This is a genomic window from Aeromonas sp. FDAARGOS 1407 (assembly GCF_019048725.1).
GTDB classification, from domain to species: Bacteria; Pseudomonadota; Gammaproteobacteria; order Enterobacterales; family Aeromonadaceae; genus Aeromonas; species Aeromonas enteropelogenes.
This window is the reverse complement of record NZ_CP077399.1, coordinates 3,136,395-3,156,699: the sequence shown is the minus strand read 5'-3', so window position 1 is coordinate 3,156,699 and position 20,305 is coordinate 3,136,395. Positions and strand designations below refer to the sequence as shown.

Genomic DNA, 20,305 nt, shown 5'->3' with positions numbered 1-20,305 from the left:
ATATATTAAAATCATATATTAGGTAAATCGAATCAACACCGCTTGCCAATATCATTCCGGGCAGCTTCAATTTGACCACCCATTAATTTGTCAGAATATGTCGCATCATTAATATTCTGAATCATTTGGCTGCGTCAATATATCCATCTGGCCTGGTTCCCCTATCGGTGAAGCGTGTGTATCCCAGCCACGCACTCTTCGGGGGACTCCCATGCTAGACCATGCTTTGACTCATGCCGCCTTCGACGATCCGTTGCCACGCCATCAGCAGCCGACCCATCGCCTGCCCCAGGTGGAGCAACTGCTGCAGCAAGCCTTCCTCGTCCCCCATATCGCCTGCTTGAGCCGGCCGCTGGTGACCCGGGTGGTGCGCGATACTTTGAGCGAAGTGCGCCAGAGCGAGGCATTTCGCCAGCACGGAGTGACTCCCGCCCACCTTGAGACACTCATTGCCAAACGCTGCAAGCAGCAAGTGCGCCGGCGCCAGACCCGGGTGATCAACGCCACCGGCACCCTGATACACACCAATCTGGGGCGCTCCCCGCTAAGTAGCGGACTGTGGGACGAGGTGCGCGATCTCAACACCGGTTACAACAATCTGGAACTGGAGCTCGCTACCGGCAAGCGCGGCGGGCGCAAGGGGCTGATCGCCACTTTGCTCACCTGCCTCACCCAGGCCGAGGACTCCCTGGTGGTCAACAACAACGCCGCCTCCCTCTTCTTGCTGTTGCAGGAGGTGGCTCGCGGGCGCGAGGTGATCGTCTCCCGTGGCGAGCAGATCCAGATTGGCGGCGGCTTTCGCATTCCCGATATTCTGGCGCTCTCGGGCGCCAAACTGGTGGAGGTGGGCACCACCAATATCACTACGGCCAGGGATTACCTCAACGCCATCACCGATGAGACGGCCATGGTGCTGATGGTGCACAGATCGAATTTCGCCATTCGCGGCTTCACCGAATCCCCCGATATCGGCGAGCTGGCCCGCGCCCTGCCGGATCATGTGGTGCTCGCGGTGGATCAGGGCTCGGGCTTGACCTGCGAGGAGTTTGCGCCGGATGAAACCCCGGTGCGTCAATACCTCAAGGCGGGGGCGGATCTGGTCTGCTACTCCGGCGACAAGCTGATGGGCGGGCCCCAGTGCGGCATCATCAGCGGCCGTGCGGACCTTATCAAACGGCTGGAAAAACACCCCATGATGCGCACCTTCCGCCCAAGTCGCATCATCCACTCCCTGCTGGAACGCCTGCTCATCCACAAGCTCAACAAGTCTCCCCTTGGCGAAGGGATAGCCCAACGCACCCTTGCCGATCCTGCCGCCATGCAGGTTCGATCCGATCGGCTGATGGCCGCCCTGCCCGATTGTTTTGACGCCCTGCCCGCCCAGCTGGTGGTGGGAGGCGGCACCCTGCCGGACGAGTTCTACCCCGCCCCTGCGCTGGCCTGCCGGGATCCGCGTCCAGCCCAGCAGCTGCTCGATGCCCTGCGGGAACTCCCGGTGCCGGTGATTGCCACCATGCGCCAGCAGAAGGTGCTGCTCAATATGGCCACCCTGCTCGAAGAGGACATGGCCCCTCTGATTGCCCAGCTGACCGATCTGCTCACCCCTGCACCACGGGAGTCCTGATCCCATGACCTCCTATCGCGCCGTCATCGGCCTCGCCGGTCACGTGGATCACGGCAAGACCCAGCTTATCAAGGCCCTCACCGGCATTACCACGGCCCGCGCCCACGAGCAGGCCATCGGCATGACCCAGGATCTCGGTTTTGCCCATTTTGACGATGGCCAGGGCAACACCATAGGCGTTATCGATGTGCCGGGTCATGAGCGCTATATCCGCAACATGGTGGCGGGGCTCTGGAGCCTGGATCTGGTGCTGCTGGTGATCGCCGCCGACGAGGGGTGGATGCCGATGACCGGCGAACACCTGCGCCTGCTCAGGGCCATGGGGGTGCCACGCCTTGTTGTCTGCATCAACAAGTGCGATCTGGTGAGCGCCGATGAACTGGCGCTGCTGGAAGAGCACCTGCTGGAGCGAGTGATGGACGAAAGCGGCATGGTGCCCGATATCGTCAGCGTCAGCGCCAAAACTGGCGAGCATATCGACGCCCTGCACGCCGCCATCCTGCGCCAGCTTGCCGATCTGCCAGCATCGCACGCGGCCCTCGAACAGGGTCCACCCCGCCGCGATCGCGAAGAGGCGCCACCGCGCCTCTATGTAGACCGGGTCTTTACCGCCAGCGGTACCGGCACCGTGCTCACCGGCACCCTGCAGCAGGGCAGCCTCAAGGTGGGGGACAAGCTCCTGCTCCAGCCCGCCGGCCGCGAGGTGCAGATCCGTTCCCTGCAGGCCTATCACCAGAGCGTCGATGAGATCGGCGCCGTCTGCCGGGTAGCGGTGGGCCTGAAAAAGGTTCCCCACAAGGAGGTGGCCCGCGGTCACTGCCTGACCCGTGCCGATGGCCAGTGCGAGGCGGCCACTCATCTTATCGTGCGACTTGAAGAGGTTGGCACCGATATCCGCGAGCTGCGCTCCCCTCTGCACAACAAAGAGGTGGAAGTGGCTCTCGGCAGCTGGCATGGCCGGGCCCGTTTCGTTCCAATCAAGGATACTCGGCTGGCGCGGCTTATCTTCGCCGATCCCATCCCCTGTTTCTTTGGCCAGCCGCTCGCCATCATCCGCCACGGCAGCAGCGAGTTGCTGCACGGCGGCCGCATCCTCTGGTGCGGTGATATTCACCCCGCCAGACGCAAGGCACTGCACGCCCTGCTGGGCAACCTGCCGGATGAGCTGACCGACTATCACCCCGCCAACCTTGAGCTCGGGCTCAGCGGTTATGTGGCAGCCAGCCGTTTTCGCACGCTTCCCGTCGATCTTCCTGCCCATCTTGTGCAACTGGGCGACTGGGTATTGGAGCGCACCTGGCTGGCCCAGCACCGTGACAAGCTTCTTGGCACCCTGGCAAGCGAGCCCTTGAGCGCCGCCGAGCTGGCGACCCGCTTTGGCATCGCTCAGCCGGTTATCCAGGCCCTGTTGCAACAACTCAAAACCGGGCAGCTGGTTCGCCTTCATCACGACAAGTGGCAGCCGGGCAACGGCGAGTCGGAAGATGATCTGGAAGAAGAGGCACAGTTGGTGCTCAAACTGGTGCGAGATCAAGGCAAGGAGGGGTATGAGCCCGGTAAACTGGGCCCCGGCGGCGTGACGGTGGATCCACTGCTCTCCCTGCCAGCCAGTTTGCGCCAGCGCCTGCAACAAAAGGGAGCGCTGCAAAAACAGCTGCGCAATCTGGCCAGACTCAAGTATCTGGTGCAGCTGGAAGGACCCATCTACTACGACGCTGCGCTTTACAACCAAATGGTAGAAACCGTGCTGGCTGGCCAGCAGGTGGGAGATCTGATCGACATGGCGTCACTCAAACAAGTCACCGGATTGTCGCGCAAATACGCCATCCCATTTTGCCTTCGCATGGAGATGGACGGCTGGGTGCGCCGGGAAGAGAACGATCGCCGGGTATTGCGCATGCCAGCGCGCGCTCACGAGGTGCCGGCATGACGGCGCAACCCGACATCCAGACCACCACCCGCCAGCGCCTTGAGTTTCATCTCGACGGTATCGTGCAGGGGGTCGGTTTTCGCCCCTTCGTCTATGGCCTGGCCCTGCGCCACCGCCTCACCGGCTATGTCTTGAATGATGCAAGCGGCGTCACCATTGGCGCCGAAGGGTCGCCCGAGCAGCTGGCCGCTTTTGCCCGCGAACTGCGGGAGTTGGCGCCACCGCTGAGTCGAATTGATTATTTCAGCGAGCGGGCGCGGCCCCTTGACGCTGACCCTGACTTTGACGGCCAATTCCATGGCCAGTTTCGAATTAAAGCGAGCCAGCAGCAGAGCGCGGCCACAGTCGCCATCTCGCCGGATCAGGGGATGTGCGAGGCGTGCGCCCGGGATGTGGCCAACCCCCTTGATCGCCACCACCACTACCCCTTTACCAACTGCACCCACTGCGGCCCGCGCTACACCATCATCCGTCGCCTCCCCTACGACAGGCCCCATACCGCCATGGCGGGCTTTGCCATGTGCCCGCGCTGCGCGGCAGCCTACGAAGATCCGCTGGACAGACGCTACCACGCCCAGCCGGTGAGCTGCCCCAAGTGCGGCCCGCACCTGACCTGGCGCACCGGTACGGGGGATGCCTTGGCCGAGCGCGAGGATGCCCTGCAAGCCGCCGCCCGCGCCCTGCAAGGAGGCGCGCTTATCGCAGTCAAGGGGATGGGCGGCTATCACCTGATATGTGATGCCCGTAATGAACAGAGCGTTGCCAGATTGAGAACGCTCAAGCGGCGCGAGCGCAAGCCCCTGGCGGTGATGATGGGCTCCCTTGCCGAGGCCCAATTGCATGTCACCGGCAGCGAAGAAGAGTGGAACCTGCTCGTCTCCCAGGCCAGGCCCATTACCCTGCTGCGCAAGCGCACCAAGGATGATCGGCCATCCCAACAACCAGCGGTGCCGCTGGCCGAGGGGATAGCCCCCGGCATCCCCTATCTCGGTATCATGCTCCCCTATACCCCGCTCCACCAGCTGCTGCTCGATGCGTGCGCCATCCCGCTGGTGGCCACCAGCGCCAATGGCCGTGGCAGCCCCATCCTTGTCGAATGCGAGGCGGTGGTGCGCGAGCTGGGCCATCAGATCGACGGCATCCTGGATCACAACCGCCCCATCCTGCACCCCTGCGACGACAGCCTGGTGCAGTGGGCGGGTGGTCGGCGCCAGACCCTGCGTCTGGCGCGGGGCTATGCACCCTGCACCCCCAGCCTGAAAGAAGCGGTCAAGACACCGCTGCTGGCGGTCGGGGCCCAGCAGAAAAACCAGCTGGCGTTGGCCTTCGGTCGCCAGCGTATCTACAGCCCCTATATCGGCGATCTGCACAGCCTGCCGATGCAGGATCACTTCGAACAGACCCTCGCCACCTTCCGGGGGCTGTACGATCTCAAACCCGAACTGCTGGTCTCGGATCGCCACCCCGGTTATCTCAGCCACCAGTGGGCCAAGGGGTATTGCCGCGAGCACAACGCCACTCACCTTGAGGTGCAGCACCACCACGCCCACCTGCTGGCGGTGATGGCCGAGCACAACCTGACCGGCCCCGTACTGGGCGTTGCCTTCGATGGCACCGGCCTTGGTGATGAGGGCTCGCTCTGGGGTGGCGAGCTGCTGCTGGCCGATGTGAAGGGCTTCAAGCGACTGGCACACCTGCGGCCTTTCAAGCTGATCGGCGGTGAGGCCGCCATCCGCGAGCCGGTGCGCCAGTTGCTGGGGCTGCTGTTTGAGTCGTATGACGTCGAGGAGATCAGACAGCTCGATATTCCGCTGATCAACAAACTGCCCATAGAGCGGATCAGCAACCTGCACCAGCTCTGGCATCTCGGTCGCAACGCGCCCCATACCAGTTCCATCGGTCGGCTGTTCGATGCCGTCGCGGCGCTGCTCGGCCTTGTCGACACCCCGGATTACGAGGGGGAAGCAGGCCTCCTGCTGGAGGCGGCGGCGCTAAGGCTTTCGCCGCACGAACAGCCCTGGCAGCTCCATTTTAAGCTGACGGAACAACCCGATGGCCCACTTCTGATCGACTGGGCCCCCTTGATCGATGCGCTGATCAAGGCCCGGGACCGCGCCCCGGTTGCCAGCCTGGCCGCCGGCTTTATCCGCGCCATCAGCGAGCTTGTCGTCGCTCTTGCTAAGCGCTTTTCAGGCTACCCGGTGGCACTTGGCGGCGGCGTGTTTCAAAACCGGGTGCTGATGGATGCCCTCATTCCCCGTCTCGAAGAGGCCGGATGCGAGGTATTGACCAGCGAGATCCTGCCGCTCAACGACGGTGGCATCGCCGCCGGACAACTCTGGTTCGCCATCCACCACAGGGCCGCGCAAACCGGTGTTGCCAGCCCTGCCGAAGGCGCCGCCAGCCTTGATGAGTGAGAGCCGAGAACGAGCACCCGATGCGCCTTTTCCATGTTCCCCCCCTCTTCACGACAAGCGCGAGCCCGACGCGCGCACGGCCCGCATCGCCGTGCCGCGGGCCCGTCGCCTTGCCTTCACCCGTTGCATTTCGGAGTCCTGATATGTGCCTTTCCATTCCCTCCCAGGTGGTGCAACTGCACCCCGAAGACAACTGTGTCACCGTCGACACCCTGGGGGTACAACGCCGGGTCAGCTGCATGCTGCTCGATGAGCCCCTCGGGATCGGGGACTATGTGCTGCTCCACATCGGTTTTGTGATGAGCAAGATTGATGAAGAAGAGGCGCAGGCGAGCCTCGAGAGTTTCCGCCAGATGGTGGCCCTGATGCCTGAGCAAGAGACGCTGCCATGCTGACCTTGAATGATCTGTTCCAGGGCTTTCGTCAGCCCCAGGTGATCCGCGCCCTCGCAACCCAAATCACCGAGCTTGCAAAAGATCTGCCCGAGCCGCTGCGGGTGATGGAGGTGTGCGGCGGCCATACCCACACCATCATGAAGTACGGCCTGCACCAGCTCTTGCCAGCGAACATCGAGTTCGTTCACGGCCCCGGCTGCCCGGTCTGCATCATGCCCAAGGAGCGCATCGATCAGGCCATGGCGCTGGCCCGCGAACCCAATGTCATCCTGGTCACCCTGGGGGACATGATCCGGGTACCGGGCTCCAGGGGTTCCTTGGCCCAGCAACGGGCCAAGGGGAGCGATATCCGCCCCGTCTACGACCCCCTCGATGCCCTGCGCATCGCCAAGGAGAACCCGGACAAGACCGTGGTCTTCTTCGCCATCGGGTTCGAGACCTCTACTCCCATGACCGCCGCCTTGCTGGCGGCCGCCGAATCGCAAGGGGTGGAGAACCTGCTGTTTCATATCAACCATGTGCTGGTACCCCCCGCCATCCACGCCGTGATGGCCGACGGGGTGGCCCGGGTCAACGCCTTTATTGGCCCCTCCCATGTCAGCGTCATCACAGGCGCCGATATCTATCTGCCCATCGTCGAGCGCTACCGGGTGCCGGTGGTGGTGAGCGGCTTCGAGCCAGTGGATGTGATGGAGGCGCTCTTGATGATGGTGCGCCAGAAGGTGGAGGGACGCTGCGCCCTGGAGGTGCAGTACAGCCGAGCGGTGACCGCCAGCGGCAATCAGGCGGCCCAGCGGCTGGTCGAGCGCTATTTCGAGACCCGCGAGCACTTTCGCTGGCGCGGTCTTGGGGACATCAACGCCTCCGCCCTGCGTCTGCGCGATGACTTCGCCAGGCGTGATGCGGAGCGTCATTTCCAGCTTGATCAGACCCCCATCGACGATCACAAGGCGTGCCAGTGCGCCGATATCCTGCGCGGGCTTGCCAAGCCAAGCCAGTGCAAGGTCTTCGGTCGTGGCTGTACCCCGACCCAACCCATGGGCAGCTGCATGGTGAGCTCGGAGGGGGCCTGCAATGCCTATTACCGATATATGGGGATCCAATCACGATGAGAGAGAGTCAGTTAAGCCACGGCGGTCGTGTGAGCGGTCGAGATGAACCCGTCTGTTTCGTCAATCTTGTGGAGAGCCAGCCCCGATGAGAGAAATTCAACTTAGCCACGGCGGTGGCGGAGTGGAGATGAATCAGCTGATAAACCAGCTCTTCTTCCACCACTTTGGCAATGAGATCCTGCTGCGCGGCGAAGATGCCGCCCTGCTGCCGGTGGAGGGCCCCGTTGCCTTCACCACCGACAGCTTCACCGTCTCGCCGATCTTCTTTGAAGGGGGCGATATCGGCAAGCTGGCCATCGCTGGCACGGTCAACGATCTCGCCATGATGGGGGCCAAGCCGGAATACCTCAGTTGCAGCTTTATCATCGAGGAGGGTCTCCCTTACGCCGACCTCGCCCGCATCGTGGAATCCATGGCCCGGGAGCTTGCCAAGAGCGGTGCCCGCATCGTCTGCGGCGACACCAAGGTGGTGCCCAAGGGGGCGGCGGACAAGATCTTCATCAACACCAGCGGGGTCGGCAGCTTCCCGCTGCCAGAACAGAGCCGGGGCATCTCGGTGCGCAATATCAAGGCCGGTGACGCCATCCTGGTGTCGCGGGATATCGGCAGCCACGGCGCCTGCATCCTGATGGCCCGCGACGCCCTGCAGCTGGGCTCGGATTTGCAAAGCGATTGCACCACCCTCTGGCCGCAAGTAGAGGCGCTGCTGAGCGCGGGGCTCACCCCCCATGCTCTGCGCGATGCCACCCGCGGTGGCCTTGCGGCCGTGCTCAACGAGTGGAGCAGCGCCTCCCAAGTGGCCATCGAGCTGGAAGAGTCCGCCATTCCGGTGTGCGATCCGGTGCGCGGCCTGTGCGAGCTCTACGGCTTCGAACCCTATGATCTCGCCAACGAGGGGACCATGGTGCTGGCCCTGCCCGCCGAGCAGGCGCAAAACGCCTTGGCCATCTTGCAGCAATTCAACCCCTCCGCCAGCCAGATTGGCGTGGCTCAGACCAGCGCGCAGCACAAGGTGATCCTGAGCAACCCCTGGGGCAGCCGCCGTTATCTGGAGCTGCCGCAAGGGGAACTGCTCCCGCGGATCTGTTAAGGAATCCCTATGCACGAAATGTCTCTGGCCATGGCCGCCATCGATCTGGCGGCCGAGCAGGCCACCCAGCGGGGCTTTCACAAGGTCACCGCCCTCTGGCTCGAGATCGGCAGCTTCTCCTGTGTCGATCAGAGCACCATCGCCTTCTGCTTCGAGGCCGCCGCCAAGGGGACCGTCGTCGAGGGTGCCCGCCTGCATTTTCAGCACAAGACGGCCGAAGGCTGGTGCTACGACTGCAGCAAGACGGTGCAGCTCACCGAGCGGGGCCAGCCCTGCCCCGACTGTGGCGGATACAAATTACGCGTCGCGCAGGGCGATAGCCTGCGCATCACCGATATCGAGGTAAGTTGAAATGTGTAGCGTATGCGGATGCGGCCAGGCGCGGATCGCCGGTCACGAACATGAACACGACCATGAGCACCATCACGACCATGCTCACTCCCACCACCATGAGCACGATCATCACCCTGCCCACGGCGACCATCACGAGCATGATCACGGACAAGATGCACCGCGCACCCTGATCGTTCACCACCACTACCACCATCAGGGGGATGTCCATCACCACTACCACGGTGTGCGCTCCCCCATGGAGCCGGTGCCTCATGATCATGGCCACGGGCACACCCATGATCACCCTCACGACCATCACCATGATCATGCTCATCTGCACCATCATGCCCACCCCCATCAACATGATCACGCACACAGCCACTCTCATGAGCATGAGCATGAGCATGAGCATGAGCATGAGCAGGGTGATCTGCACTACGGCAAAGGGGAAGCGGGACTGTCGGTGCCCGGTATGGGGCAGCGCCAGCTGATCGCCATCGAGATGGATGTGCTGGCCAAGAACAACCTGCTGGCAGCCCACAACCGCGAACACTTCGAAGCCGCCAACCAGCTGGTGCTGAACCTGGTATCGAGCCCGGGCTCGGGCAAGACCACCTTGCTGTGCGAAACCCTGCGCCAGCTGGCAGACAAGCGCCCCTGTGCCGTGATCGAGGGTGATCAGCAGACAAGCGCGGATGCCGATCGCATCCGTGCCACCGGCGTGCCCGCCATCCAGATCAACACCGGCAAGGGTTGCCATCTGGATGCCAAGATGGTGCACGACGCCTGCCACCAGCTGCCGACCCTGGATGGCGGCGTCCTCTTTATCGAGAACGTGGGCAACCTGGTTTGCCCCGCCAGCTTCGATCTCGGCGAGAAGTACAAGGTGGCGATCCTCTCCGTCACCGAGGGGGAAGAGAAGCCCCTCAAGTACCCGGACATGTTCGCCGCCGCCCAGCTGATGGTGATCAACAAGATTGACCTGCTGCCCTACGTGAGCTTCGATGTGGCCCGCTGCATCGAGAACGCCAAGCGAGTCAACCCCTATATCCAGGTGATCCAGGTGAGCGCCACCACGGGGGAAGGGATGGAAGCCTGGTTAAGCTGGCTGGCCAGCGCCTGAGTGCGAACCGGTTAAACACCGCAGATAAAAAAAGAGGGAGGCTGATGCCTCCCTCTTTTTTATCTGCGCACCTTGCCAACGGTTCTCTCTGTCCAGAATGACCAGAGTCTCACACTCGCCCCCTCACCCTACCCCTCTCCCCGGGGAGAGGGAACCGGTTCGTGGATCCCGGCAACATGCTCGAAATAGGCACAGCTCCCGGGAGAGTCTCCAGGCACAATGGCCAGCCATGTTTCCCAAACCCCAGGCTCGGCGTCGAGGCACATTCCCCCCCTTTCTCCCCTGGCGGGAGAAGGGTTGGAGATGAGGGGGAACGCGGCCACTCAGGCCGCGTGATGAGCTCTTTGCTCTGCCATCGGCTGCTCCTCGCCAACCCGGATGATGCGATGGCAGATCTGGCGCAGCAGCGCCTGTTGGTGACTGAAGATCAACATGCCGAGCCCCCGGTTCTCGCACTCGCGTATCAGCTCAAGCCAGATCTGGCGTTGCAGCCTGGGATCGAGCTGGGCGGTCACCTCGTCGGCGATCAGCAGCCGGGTGCGGGGATCGAGAGCACGCAACAGGGCGATGCGGGCCAGCTCACCGCCTGAGAGCTGGCCGGGTTTTCGGCCAAGCCATTCGGGGTTGACCAGAAAACGGGCCAGCATGGCCTCGTCGGGGCGCCACACATCCCACAGCGCCTGGCCCGTGCTGCGGTGGGGATTGAAGGTGAGCTCGGGGTGTTGGGGCACCAGCTGGATGGGGTGGTAGCCCTTCCATTGCCGGGGAAGCACCTTGCCATCGAGCAGCAGGGTTCCCTCACTCGCCGGCTGCCAGCCCGCCAATATCCGCCCGAGGGTGGTCTTGCCATGGCCGCTCGGGGCGGAAATCCCCACTCGCTCGCCAGCCTGGATGGTGAGGCTCATCGCCTGCCAGAGCGCGCGATCCCCCTGTCGCACGGTCAGGTCTCGTACTTCGAACATCAGGATGCCTCCGGCGCAGAAAAGAGCGCGTTGAACTCAGGCAATGCCTGCCAGTGATCCCGCAGCATCTCGCTCCCCTGCCCCTGGCGCAGGTGGTGGCTGCTCAAGGTATCGCTCACCCGCCCCCGATGGAGCGCCACGATGCGATCGGCAAAGCGCGAGGCCAGCGCCAGATCATGGGTAACCCAGAGGATGCCGCTTCCTTGACTTGCAATCTCCCGCAACTGGGCCAGCAGCTGGCAGGCCAGCTCCTCGTCGAGCCAGGCGGTGATCTCGTCCGCCAGGATAAAGCGGGCGCCGCTCAAGGCCGCGGTGCAGGCCAGGATGCGCTTGGCCATGCCGCCGGAGAGCTGGCGCGGATAGCGCGCCAGGGTCGCGGGGGGTAGCTGGTAGCGCGCAAGCTGCGCGCCAAGTTGCTCACGGGAACTGCGCTGGCCACACAACCTGGCCGCACGGCCCAGCTGGCGCTCCACCGTCAGCAGCGGATTGAGGGCGCTCACCCCCTGTGGTACATAGCAGAGGGTGTGACCGCGCAGGCGGGCCCGACTCTCGTCGCACAGGGGATCGCCGTCAAGGGCAATGGTGCCGCGCATGCGCAGGTTGTCCGGCAGCAGGGTGAGCGCGCTTTGCAGCAGCAGGCTCTTGCCCTCACCGCTCCCCCCCACCAGCGCGACGATTTCGCCGGGGGCCAGTTGCAGGCTGATATCGGTCAGCAGCGGTCGCCACTGGCGCCGCCCCCACCAGGAGTAGTGGGCCGCCTCTATGGTCACCTTGTCGAAGGTCAGCATCGTTTACTCCCAAAAACAGTTGGATGGTTGCTCTGCCGCCACGAGATCAGAATGAGGTCGCACAACGGGATCAGCATCCCTCCCCTCCGAACCAGAGCCGCTGCAGGGCGCGGGTGGCTTGATCAAACAGCAGCACCAGCAACAGCAGCATCAGACCGGGGAAGAGGGCCAGCCACCAACCGCCCCCGGCGAGATAACGCAGGGCATCGGCCAGCAGCAGACCCAGCGATGCCTCGTGAGCCGAGAGGCCAAACCCGAGAAAGCTCAGGGCGGCACTGTGCAGCACGGCGTGGGGGAACATCAACAGGGTGCCGATAAACCACTGGGGCAAGAGCCCAGGCAGCAGGTGGGCCCGCCAGCGGCGCCAGGGCCCCATCCCCTGACAGCGGGCCAGGATCATATAGTCGCTGCTGGCGATGCGCCGTGCCTCGGCGCAAAGAATGAGTGCCAGCTTGGGCCAGTGGGTCAGCGCCACCGCCAGGATCACCCCGCGCATGCCGCCCCCCACGGTGAAGCAGATAAGGATAAGCAGCAGCATATGGGGCAATGCCAGCATGGCGTCGATGATCAGCCGCACCGCCACATCACAGCGCGGATGAACCAGAGAGACACTCGCCGCCACCATGGCCAGCAGGCCGCTGCACAGGGCCGTGCCAAGACCAAGTTCGAGACTGGTGAGGGTGCCCTGAAAGGCGCGTTGCCAGAGATCCCTCCCCATCTGATCGGTGCCGAACCAGTGAGCCAGCGACGGCGGCTGATGGCGGGCCAGCAGATCCATGGGCACCTCGTGGGCCGAAAGCCCCCAGCCGTAGCCAGCCAGCAGCGCCAGGGCGACCAGCGCAAACCCCAGACGCAGCAAGGAGGGAAGCGGATTAAACAGCATGTTCCCCCTCCCAGCCGACATTCATGCGTGTCACCAGCAGGCGGGCGGCACTGTTGCCCAAAAAGACCAGCAGGGTGCAAAAGAGCACTATCCCCATCAGCAAGGGGATATCCCCCCGCAGCCCCGCATCCACGGTGGCCTGACCGAGCCCCGGGTAGGCGAAGACCTTCTCCGCCAGCAGCGACCCGCCAATCAGCTCACCCAGCGAGGCAAACTGCAGGCAGAGGGCCGGGGTCAGGGCGTGGCGCAGCACGTGAAAACGCAGCATGGGCCAACCGCCATCCCCTTGTGCGCGGGCATAGCGAATAAAGTCGCTCTCCAGCACCTCGGCCACCCGCCCCCGGGTGTGCAGGGCGATATTGCCCATCCCCAGCAGGGTCAAGGTCGCCACCGGCAACACCAGATGCCTAGCTCGCATGGCCCAGTCCGCCTCATCAGCCGGGAGGCCCGGGGTCCAGGCGCAGCAGACCGGCAGCCAAGGCCAGTGCACCGCAAACAGGGCCAGCAACAAGAGGCCGACCCAGAAGGTGGGCAGGGAAGCGAGCAGGTAAGCAAAACGGCAGATGAGGCGATCCGGCCAGCGGTTGAGGTAACGACCGGCACACAAGCCCAGCAATATGCCCAGCGAGCCCGAGAGCAACCAGGCCCCCCCCAGCAGCAGGAAGGAGGCGGCAAAGCGGCTGCCGATCACCTCACCCACAGGCGCGTTGTAGAGCATGGAGTAGCCCAGATCCCCCTTGAGCACCTGGGTAAACCAGTGCCAGTAGCGCTGCCACAGGGGCTGATCCAGCCCCCAGCGGGCGGCGATGCGGGCGTACTGCTCGGGCGGCACGTGCAACAGATCGTTGCCGATATAGGCTTTGACGGGATCAATGGGGGAATAGCTCAGGAGCACGAAGGTCCCGAGCGATACCAGACACAGGAGCCCTGCCAGACGCAGCAGGGCTTTGCTCGCCATTTTCAGCATGGCAAACGAACTTAGCGGCACGTCCACCGCCAATCTTGCAGGTTGCCCAGCAAAGACCAGCTGCCGTGGATCTCCGGCGCCCCCTTGCCAAGGTCGATGCAACTATTGGCCAGATAGGTGTGCTGCACATTGAGCAGCCAGGCCCAGGCGGCATCCCCCTGCACTCCGGCGCCGGTTTTGCCATCCCACTCCACCTGCTGCCAGAACGGCACCGCCGCCTGCCAGTCGGGGGCATCCAGCGCCTGCTTGAGATGAGCATCCACCACCGGATTTTGGTAATAACCCGGGTTGTAGAACTCCACCCCGGCAGAGGCGCTCTGGTAGTGGTGATAGAGCTCCATGGGATCCAGGCTCCCCCACCCCATCAGCACTGGGTTGGCGTGCATCTCGCGCTCCACCTGCTCCCAGCTGCCGGACTTGAGGCTCACCTCAAGGCCGATGGGTTTGAGCATGGCCCGCACCGCCTCGGCCAGATCCCGCCGGGTGCTGTCGCCGCTGGTATACCAGAGAGTGAAGGCGGCGCGCTGGGAGCCCTTGCGGCGAATGCCGTCTTCCCCTACCTGCCAGCCCGCCTCGTCCAGCAGGGCGTTGGCACGGGCGACATCCCCATCCTTGAAAGCGGTCGCCTTGCCCTGCCAGGGCAGCCCCTCCACCGCGCTGTAGGCAGGGATGGCGTGCCCTTCCAGCAGCTGGTCGGCGAGCAGCTGGCGATCAATGGCATAGTTGATGGCGCGGCGCACCGCCACATCCGAGGTCACGTCGTTGCCGACGGGGTTGCCATTGGCATCCTTGCTACCCGCAGGAGGAATGGGGAAGACGATGCCGCGGTTCTCCACGCTCGGGCGCACCCAGAGTTTGAGGGTGTCGGGCACGGTGGGCGCCAGCGACGGGGCGATGCGCACCAGGTCAAGCTGACTGCTCCGGGCGGCGGCATAGGCGCTCTCTTCATCGATAAAGACGAACACCAGCCGTTTGAAATCATTGCTGCCACCGGCGTAATAGGGATTCGCCTCCACCACCAGCTGCTGGCCGGGCAAAAAGCTCACCAGCCGGTAGGGACCGGCGCCGACGGGATGGCGGGCGTAAGCCTTGGGATCGTAATCCTTCTTCGACACGATACCCAAAGAGCCCAACACGTTGACGAAGGTACTCTGGGGGGCGCTCAAAGCAATCTCCACCTGGGTGGGCGACACCACTTTGGCCGAAACGAAGTTGCCCATGTCGATCTTGCCGCCGCCTTTGGCCGCGCTGTTGTAGGTGAAGGCCACGTCCTCGGCGGTGAGCGGCGCGCCGTTGGAGAATTTCAAGTTGGGTTTCAAGGTGACGAGCCACCCCTTGCCATCCTTGCTCGGGGTCACCGACTCGGTCAGCACACCCTGCCAGCTCAAGTCCGCATTCTGTTTGAGCAGCGGGCTGTGCAGCAACAGGTAGCTGCCGTGGCTCCAGCCGAGCAGGGGGTCAAACCCTTCGGTTGGCTCAGCCCCGATGGCGAGTTTGAGCTCGGCGGGGACGGGTTGTGAGGCAGCCAGGACGGCCTGATAGCCAACCCCCAGCAACAGGGCCAACAGGGCGGCTGCGCCGCGACGCAAACCGCTGATCTGACCATAACCTTGCATTGTCATGTGATCCCTTCTCTGTTTTGTCACTCATCGCGGACAACAATTCGCCGGCGACAGATGCGAGTGAGGGGCCAAAACGGCCCCTATTCTAAACCTGATGACGGATGAGACCTAACGCTCGGCGCCAGCGGCACCCGGCAGGCGCCGGCCACCAAACAGCCGTCGGCGCCCCAGATCCACGGCGCTACCGCCCTGTTGCACCGGCAGCGAGAGCAGCATCTTGAGGGTGCTGCTCACCAGCGCCTGCCCCTCCTCGGCCCCCAGGTGAGGATCGAGGGGGGACATGAGCGAGCAGGCCAGCAGCTGCCCCGTCTCGGGCAACTCCCCCACCATAAAGGTCATGTTGCCGCAGGGCAGTTGCAGCGCCAGGCGCGAGGCGACGGGGCGCAGCGGCCAGAGTTGATCCGGCCCGGGCAGTACCACCACGCTCAGCATCCAGGGGGTGAGCACGCAGCCGAGCCACTGCCCCTCAAACGCCACGCACTCGGCCACAACCGGTATGCCCTGGCGATAAAAGGGCAGTGTCTGCATCTCGTCCCGGGCGATGTGCTGGTACTGGGCCACCAGCAAGGGAGCCGGGTTTTCGGCAAAACCGGCAAACTCGGCCACGTCGGCGGGCGCCTCGCTTAAATGGGACTGCGCCATAACCCCTCCCGCGCCTGTTCGGCTTTCTCTTGTGCTGACAGTGGAATGGCCGGGGTACCGAGCTCGGCCAGCAGGGTCAAAATCCGCCCCTTGGCCTCCTCCATCGCGGCCGCCACCACGGGGGTGAGGCCGATATGGGGTTCGAGGGACTCGGGTTCGACCCCGATCAGGGTGAGCCGCTTGGGCGACTCCCCCGTCATGTGCAGCGCCGAGAGCACGTCCGCCAGCCCCAGCTGATGGGGGGAGATCTTGCGACCAAACAGGGTCGGGATCTCCTCATCCTTCAGGGTCACGACGGTGCCGGGGGGATTACCGCTTCGCACCGCGTCCGCCAGTATGATGTGATCGCGGCTCGCCATCGCCTCCAGCAGCTCCATGCCGGCGGTGCCACCGTCGAGCAGCTCGATGCCGGGGGCGAAGCGGTATTCGCGTCCCAGCGCCTCGACGATGCGCACACCCACCGCCTCGTCGCTCAAGAGCAGATTGCCCACTCCCAGGATCAGGGTATTCATCACAGCACCTTCACCCGGGTCACGTCGCCATTTTGGGTATCCACCACGTGGACCGCGCAGGACATGCAGGGGTCAAAGGAGTGGATGGTACGCACCACCTCGAGGGGCTTGGCGGGATCGGCCACCGGGGTGCCCACCAGGGACTGCTCGTAGGGGCCGGGTTCGTCGTTGAAGTTGCGCGGACCCGAGTTCCAGGTCGAAGGCACCACCGCCTGATAGTTGGCGATCTTGCCCTCCTTGATGACCACCCAGTGGGAAAGCATGCCACGCGGGGCCTCTTCAAAGCCCACGCCACGGAACTCCTTGTCCGCCGGGATCTCCGCCTTGATGTAGGCGCTGAAATCCCCCTTGCCGATGTTCTCCACCAGCGCCTGCCACTGGTGCGCCAGGGTGTCTTTGAGCACGCAGCAGCGCACCGCCCGGCCTATGATGCGGCCCATGGTGGAGTGCAGTTGCTCGGGCTTGATGGCCGCCCCGGTGAGGGTCTTGTAGACACCATTGAGCTGATCAAAATGCGCCACCGTATCCGGGTGCTTGGCCGCGAGTTTCACCAGGAGGTCTGCGAGCGGCCCTACTTCCACCACCTTGCCGTAGAAGGTGGGGGATTTGACCCAGGAGTACTTGCCGTCATCCTGCCAGCCGGTGTAGTTCGGCTCGGTCTTGCCCTCCCAGGGCTTGAGGGGTTCGTCATCCTTGTACCAGGCGTGCTTGTTGCTCTCGGCGATGCCGTCCATCAGCCAGGCATCCTGGTGACTCTCGATGGGACGATAGTTCGCCAGATCGCCGTTCTCGATGTAGCCGCCCGGCATCAGGAAGCTGCCGCCGTTGCCGTCGGTGGGCAGCTCCGGCACGCTCAGGTAGTGCTTGGCCCCCTGCCCCAGGGTCAGCCACTCGGGATAGTGGGCGGCGATGATGGCAGCATCCACCTTGTAGACCTGCTCGATAAACTCGCCGAGGCGATCGATGAAACTCTTCACATACATGAGGCGCTCGAGGTTGAGCACGCTCGGTGCATCCAGGTTGATGGGGTTGGCAACACCACCCACCGCCAGGTTCTGGATGTGGGGGGATTTGCCCCCCAGGATGGCGACGATGCGGTTGGCATCGCGCTGGCACTCCAGGGCTTGCAGGTAGTGGGCCACGGCGATGAGGTTCACCTCCGGGCTCAGTTTCATCTCCTTGTGACCCCAGTAGCCGTTGGCGAAGATGCCGAGCTGGCCGCTCGCCACCAGGGCGCGGATCTTGTCCTGCACCTTGGTCAGCTCATCGGCGCTGTTGAGGGACCAGGTCGATACCCCCTTGAGCATGTCCGCCGCCTTCTGCGGGTTGGCCTGCAGGGCCGCGGTGATGTCCACCCAGTCCAGCGCCGAGAGCTGGTAGAAGTGGACGATATGGTCGTGAATGTTGTGGGCCGCGATGATGAGGTTGCGGATGTACTGGGCATTGACCGGCACCTTGGCGCCGATGGCATTCTCCACCGCCCGCACCGAGGCGATGGCGTGGATCGAGGTACAGACCCCGCAAATGCGCTGCACTATCATCCAGGCATCGCGCGGGTCGTTGCCCTTGACGATCTCTTCCATCCCGCGCCACATGGTGCCGGATGACCAGGCTTTGGTCACTTTTCCGCCTTCGATTTCACAGTCGATACGCAGGTGCCCCTCGATGCGGGTGATGGGGTCTATGGTGATACGTTGGCTCATACGTTGGCTTTCCCTCGGGCCTGATAATCTTGGTGAACACGTTCAAGTGATGGCAGTACCGGCAACAGCCGGATCAGCAGCAAATAGGCACACACTTCGATGGCAACGAAGCCAAGGGAGATCAGCACCTCCTCGGTGCTGGGGAAGTAGTGATAGCCATTGCCGGGGTTGAAGGCGAGCAGGGAGTAATCCAGTCGCCAGAGGGCCGAGCCCAGCAACATGCTGAGTGCCCCCAGGAACAACATGCGCGAGTCGCGGCGGCTCTTGTCCCAGTGGAACACCAGCAGCGGGAAGATCATCAGCGCAATCTCGCTCCAGAACATGATGGAGTAGCGGCTCCACTCGGAGAGGTACTCCGACTTGTCGTGGATGACGATCTCCGCAAAGCGCAGGGCCACAAACAGGATCAGGAAGATGTCGATCACCTGGGTCAGTTTGTAGAAGAGCGGCTTCTCGTTGGGGCCGCGCCCCGCCAGTCCCGCCTGCACTAGGGATCCCTCAAACACCACGATGGAGAAGCCCATGATGAAGGCGGTCAACAAGGAGAAGACCGGCAGCAGCTCGTAGCTTTGCCAGAGCGGATGGATCTTCTCCCCCGCCACTATCATCAGGGAGCCCATGGAGGACTGGTGCATGGTGGGCAGCAGGGCCCCGAGCGCCAGGATGAAGAACATGATCTTGTTGAGCCGCGCCATGGAGGTCTTCCAGCCGAACTTCTCCAGCAGCACGGGGGCGAACTCCAGGGCCATCACACCGATGTAGATGGTCATGCAGACCGCCGTTTCGAACAGCACCGAGGAGGTGTTGAAGTGACCCGGCAGGTAGAAGTACGGCAGGTTCCAGTAACGACCCACGTCGATGGTGATGGAGAGCCCCCCCAGGGAGTAACCAAAGAGGCTCGCCAGCAGCGCCGGACGCACCAAGGGGTGATACTCGCCCCGGTTGAAGACGTAGACGGCCCAGGCCAGTGCCCAGCCACCACACGCGAAACCGGTGCCGATCAACAGGTCAAAGGAGATCCACAGACCCCAGGGGTAGCCCCCGTTGAGATCGGTGACCGAGCCCAGCCCGAAAAACAGTCGCTTCAAGATCAGCATGCCGCACAGCACGGCGAAGGGCGCGAGCACCAGCACCGGCCAGCTGACCAGCTTGCCGCCGAGCGGATGCGCCTTGTGATTACTCATGATCCTTGCCTCCCTTGTCACTACCCTGATCGTGGCCTGCATCATGGTGGTGATCGTGGCCGTTCTTCTTGGTATTGCGGCGGATCAGCACCGAGAGGCCGGTCAGCACCACCATGGGCAGCACCATCCCCTTGTAGAGGGTGTGCTGGATATGCTCGGAGCGGGCGCCGGAAGAGAGCTCCGGCAGATCGGGCATGTCGAGCTTGCTGTAGGGCACGCCGGCCAGCACCAGCACCTGGGTGCCACCGCCCTCTTTCTCGCCATAGACGTAGGGCTGGTAGTTGGGCACTTGGTGCAGGTAAGGGTCATTGGCCTGCAGGGTCTGGCGTGGATAGGCGTATTCGCTGCCGGGGGGCGCCAGCAGACGGCGCTTGGCCTCGGCCAGCAGCTCTTCACGGGTACCGAAGATAACGGCGCCGGTGGGGCACACCTCGACACAGCCGGGCAGCTTGCCCTGATCGATCCGCTCAAGCCCCTTCTGGTTGCAGAGCTCGCACTTGTGAATGGCGCCCAGGGGGTTGTCGTACTCGTATTTGGGTACGTCGTAGGGGCAGCCCACCATGCAGTAGCGGCAACCGGTACAGACGTCCGGGTCGTAGTGGACGATGCCGGTCTTGGGATCCTTTTTCAGGGCCTGCACCGGGCAGACGGAGACGCAGTTGGGATCGACGCAGTGCATGCACTGCTTCTTGATGTAGGCGTAGCCATCCACCAGCAGATCCTTGTGCTCGCCGGTGCCACTTCGCCACACCTGGATGATGTTGTTGGTGTAGGGGGTCAGCTTGTCGTTGTTGGACCAGATCTGATCGCCGGCCGGATTGGCCGGGTTGCCGTTCAGGCGCTGACACTCCGCCACGCAGGCCTGACAACCGACGCAGAGGGTGGAGTCGTACAGCATGCCCAGCGCCCCGGGTATGGGCGGGTTGTTCTGGGCGCCCGCCAGGGCGTTGCCGGAAACGGTGGTGCCCGCCGCCAGTGCGCCGACGGAGGCGAATTTGAGGAAATTGCGTCTGTTCAC

The 20,305-nt window shown here is 63.6% G+C and carries 18 protein-coding genes; 8 read left to right on the top strand and 10 right to left on the bottom strand.

Going from position 1 to position 20,305, the window contains the following annotated elements; all coding sequences use genetic code 11:
- Positions 1 to 211 precede the first annotated feature (211 nt).
- The 8 genes from selA to hypB all read left to right on the top strand — a co-directional run bounded on the left by selA (position 212) and on the right by hypB (position 10,024).
- A complete protein-coding gene (gene selA / locus I6L37_RS14990) occupies positions 212 to 1,624 on the top strand; it encodes an L-seryl-tRNA(Sec) selenium transferase (protein WP_216992251.1) in 1,413 nt (470 codons plus the stop codon).
- Between the two features lie 4 nt (positions 1,625 to 1,628).
- A complete protein-coding gene (selB, locus tag I6L37_RS14985; protein ID WP_216992250.1) occupies positions 1,629 to 3,554 on the top strand; it encodes a selenocysteine-specific translation elongation factor in 1,926 nt (641 codons plus the stop codon).
- Entirely contained in the window at positions 3,551 to 5,971 is a 2,421-nt protein-coding gene (gene hypF, locus I6L37_RS14980; protein WP_216992249.1) for a carbamoyltransferase HypF, read from the top strand. The genes selB and hypF overlap by 4 nt, the downstream gene beginning before the upstream one ends.
- A 143-nt stretch (positions 5,972 to 6,114) precedes the next feature.
- Positions 6,115 to 6,366 carry a HypC/HybG/HupF family hydrogenase formation chaperone gene (locus I6L37_RS14975; RefSeq protein WP_026458475.1) on the top strand — a complete coding sequence of 84 codons (252 nt, stop codon included), beginning with the start codon at positions 6,115 to 6,117 and terminating at the stop codon, positions 6,364 to 6,366.
- Positions 6,360 to 7,478, top strand: a complete 1,119-nt coding sequence (hypD, locus tag I6L37_RS14970; protein ID WP_216992248.1) for a hydrogenase formation protein HypD — start codon at positions 6,360 to 6,362, stop codon at positions 7,476 to 7,478. Before I6L37_RS14975 ends, hypD begins: the two co-directional genes overlap by 7 nt.
- An 85-nt stretch (positions 7,479 to 7,563) precedes the next feature.
- Entirely contained in the window at positions 7,564 to 8,568 is a 1,005-nt protein-coding gene (gene hypE / locus I6L37_RS14965; protein WP_216992247.1) for a hydrogenase expression/formation protein HypE, read from the top strand.
- A 9-nt stretch (positions 8,569 to 8,577) separates the two neighbouring features.
- Positions 8,578 to 8,919 carry a hydrogenase maturation nickel metallochaperone HypA gene (gene hypA / locus I6L37_RS14960; protein ID WP_026458218.1) on the top strand — a complete coding sequence of 114 codons (342 nt, stop codon included), beginning with the start codon at positions 8,578 to 8,580 and terminating at the stop codon, positions 8,917 to 8,919.
- A gap of 1 nt (position 8,920) precedes the next feature.
- Complete coding sequence (gene hypB / locus I6L37_RS14955) at positions 8,921 to 10,024, top strand: hydrogenase nickel incorporation protein HypB (protein WP_367948768.1); 1,104 nt, start codon at positions 8,921 to 8,923, stop codon at positions 10,022 to 10,024.
- A 323-nt stretch (positions 10,025 to 10,347) separates the two neighbouring features.
- On the opposite strand, the gene I6L37_RS14950 is transcribed toward hypB, so the two are convergent.
- The 10 genes from I6L37_RS14950 to hybA all read right to left on the bottom strand — a co-directional run bounded on the left by I6L37_RS14950 (position 10,348) and on the right by hybA (position 20,305).
- The gene (locus I6L37_RS14950) at positions 10,348 to 10,986 is read right to left on the bottom strand and encodes an ATP-binding cassette domain-containing protein (RefSeq protein WP_216992246.1); all 639 of its coding nucleotides are present in this window, start codon (positions 10,984 to 10,986) and stop codon (positions 10,348 to 10,350) included.
- Positions 10,986 to 11,774, bottom strand: a complete 789-nt coding sequence (locus I6L37_RS14945; protein WP_216992245.1) for an ATP-binding cassette domain-containing protein — start codon at positions 11,772 to 11,774, stop codon at positions 10,986 to 10,988. The genes I6L37_RS14950 and I6L37_RS14945 overlap by 1 nt, the downstream gene beginning before the upstream one ends.
- A gap of 70 nt (positions 11,775 to 11,844) precedes the next feature.
- Positions 11,845 to 12,657, bottom strand: a complete 813-nt coding sequence (locus I6L37_RS14940) for an ABC transporter permease (RefSeq protein ID WP_201979095.1) — start codon at positions 12,655 to 12,657, stop codon at positions 11,845 to 11,847.
- Positions 12,647 to 13,624 (bottom strand): ABC transporter permease, encoded by a 978-nt coding sequence (locus tag I6L37_RS14935; protein ID WP_216994177.1) that lies wholly within the window; start codon positions 13,622 to 13,624, stop codon positions 12,647 to 12,649. Before I6L37_RS14935 ends, I6L37_RS14940 begins: the two co-directional genes overlap by 11 nt.
- Before the next feature lie 11 nt (positions 13,625 to 13,635).
- Complete coding sequence (locus I6L37_RS14930; protein WP_216992244.1) at positions 13,636 to 15,246, bottom strand: ABC transporter substrate-binding protein; 1,611 nt, start codon at positions 15,244 to 15,246, stop codon at positions 13,636 to 13,638.
- A gap of 108 nt (positions 15,247 to 15,354) precedes the next feature.
- Positions 15,355 to 15,888 (bottom strand): hydrogenase-2 assembly chaperone, encoded by a 534-nt coding sequence (hybE, locus tag I6L37_RS14925; protein ID WP_216992243.1) that lies wholly within the window; start codon positions 15,886 to 15,888, stop codon positions 15,355 to 15,357.
- Positions 15,870 to 16,400 (bottom strand): HyaD/HybD family hydrogenase maturation endopeptidase, encoded by a 531-nt coding sequence (locus I6L37_RS14920; protein WP_026457706.1) that lies wholly within the window; start codon positions 16,398 to 16,400, stop codon positions 15,870 to 15,872. The genes hybE and I6L37_RS14920 overlap by 19 nt, the downstream gene beginning before the upstream one ends.
- Positions 16,400 to 18,103 (bottom strand): hydrogenase 2 large subunit, encoded by a 1,704-nt coding sequence (gene hybC / locus I6L37_RS14915; RefSeq protein WP_216992242.1) that lies wholly within the window; start codon positions 18,101 to 18,103, stop codon positions 16,400 to 16,402. Before hybC ends, I6L37_RS14920 begins: the two co-directional genes overlap by 1 nt.
- A complete protein-coding gene (gene hybB, locus I6L37_RS14910; protein WP_026457707.1) occupies positions 18,100 to 19,287 on the bottom strand; it encodes a Ni/Fe-hydrogenase cytochrome b subunit in 1,188 nt (395 codons plus the stop codon). Before hybB ends, hybC begins: the two co-directional genes overlap by 4 nt.
- Positions 19,280 to 20,305, bottom strand: coding sequence for a hydrogenase 2 operon protein HybA (gene hybA, locus I6L37_RS14905; RefSeq protein ID WP_216992241.1), 1,026 nt, complete (start codon positions 20,303 to 20,305; stop codon positions 19,280 to 19,282). The genes hybB and hybA overlap by 8 nt, the downstream gene beginning before the upstream one ends.

Bases quoted from the DNA above. Each gene is read 5' to 3' on its own strand.
- selA (WP_216992251.1), top strand. From the start codon at position 212: ATGCTAGACCATGCTTTGACTCATGCCGCCTTCGACGATCCGTTGCCA.
- selB (WP_216992250.1), top strand. From the start codon at position 1,629: ATGACCTCCTATCGCGCCGTCATCGGCCTCGCCGGTCACGTGGATCAC.
- hypF (WP_216992249.1), top strand. From the start codon at position 3,551: ATGACGGCGCAACCCGACATCCAGACCACCACCCGCCAGCGCCTTGAG.
- I6L37_RS14975 (WP_026458475.1), top strand. From the start codon at position 6,115: ATGTGCCTTTCCATTCCCTCCCAGGTGGTGCAACTGCACCCCGAAGAC.
- hypD (WP_216992248.1), top strand. From the start codon at position 6,360: ATGCTGACCTTGAATGATCTGTTCCAGGGCTTTCGTCAGCCCCAGGTG.
- hypE (WP_216992247.1), top strand. From the start codon at position 7,564: ATGAGAGAAATTCAACTTAGCCACGGCGGTGGCGGAGTGGAGATGAAT.
- hypA (WP_026458218.1), top strand. From the start codon at position 8,578: ATGCACGAAATGTCTCTGGCCATGGCCGCCATCGATCTGGCGGCCGAG.
- hypB (WP_367948768.1), top strand. From the start codon at position 8,921: ATGTGTAGCGTATGCGGATGCGGCCAGGCGCGGATCGCCGGTCACGAA.
- I6L37_RS14950 (WP_216992246.1), bottom strand. From the start codon at position 10,986: ATGTTCGAAGTACGAGACCTGACCGTGCGACAGGGGGATCGCGCGCTC.
- I6L37_RS14945 (WP_216992245.1), bottom strand. From the start codon at position 11,774: ATGCTGACCTTCGACAAGGTGACCATAGAGGCGGCCCACTACTCCTGG.
- I6L37_RS14940 (WP_201979095.1), bottom strand. From the start codon at position 12,657: ATGCTGTTTAATCCGCTTCCCTCCTTGCTGCGTCTGGGGTTTGCGCTG.
- I6L37_RS14935 (WP_216994177.1), bottom strand. From the start codon at position 13,624: ATGCTGAAAATGGCGAGCAAAGCCCTGCTGCGTCTGGCAGGGCTCCTG.
- I6L37_RS14930 (WP_216992244.1), bottom strand. From the start codon at position 15,246: ATGACAATGCAAGGTTATGGTCAGATCAGCGGTTTGCGTCGCGGCGCA.
- hybE (WP_216992243.1), bottom strand. From the start codon at position 15,888: ATGGCGCAGTCCCATTTAAGCGAGGCGCCCGCCGACGTGGCCGAGTTT.
- I6L37_RS14920 (WP_026457706.1), bottom strand. From the start codon at position 16,400: ATGAATACCCTGATCCTGGGAGTGGGCAATCTGCTCTTGAGCGACGAG.
- hybC (WP_216992242.1), bottom strand. From the start codon at position 18,103: ATGAGCCAACGTATCACCATAGACCCCATCACCCGCATCGAGGGGCAC.
- hybB (WP_026457707.1), bottom strand. From the start codon at position 19,287: ATGAGTAATCACAAGGCGCATCCGCTCGGCGGCAAGCTGGTCAGCTGG.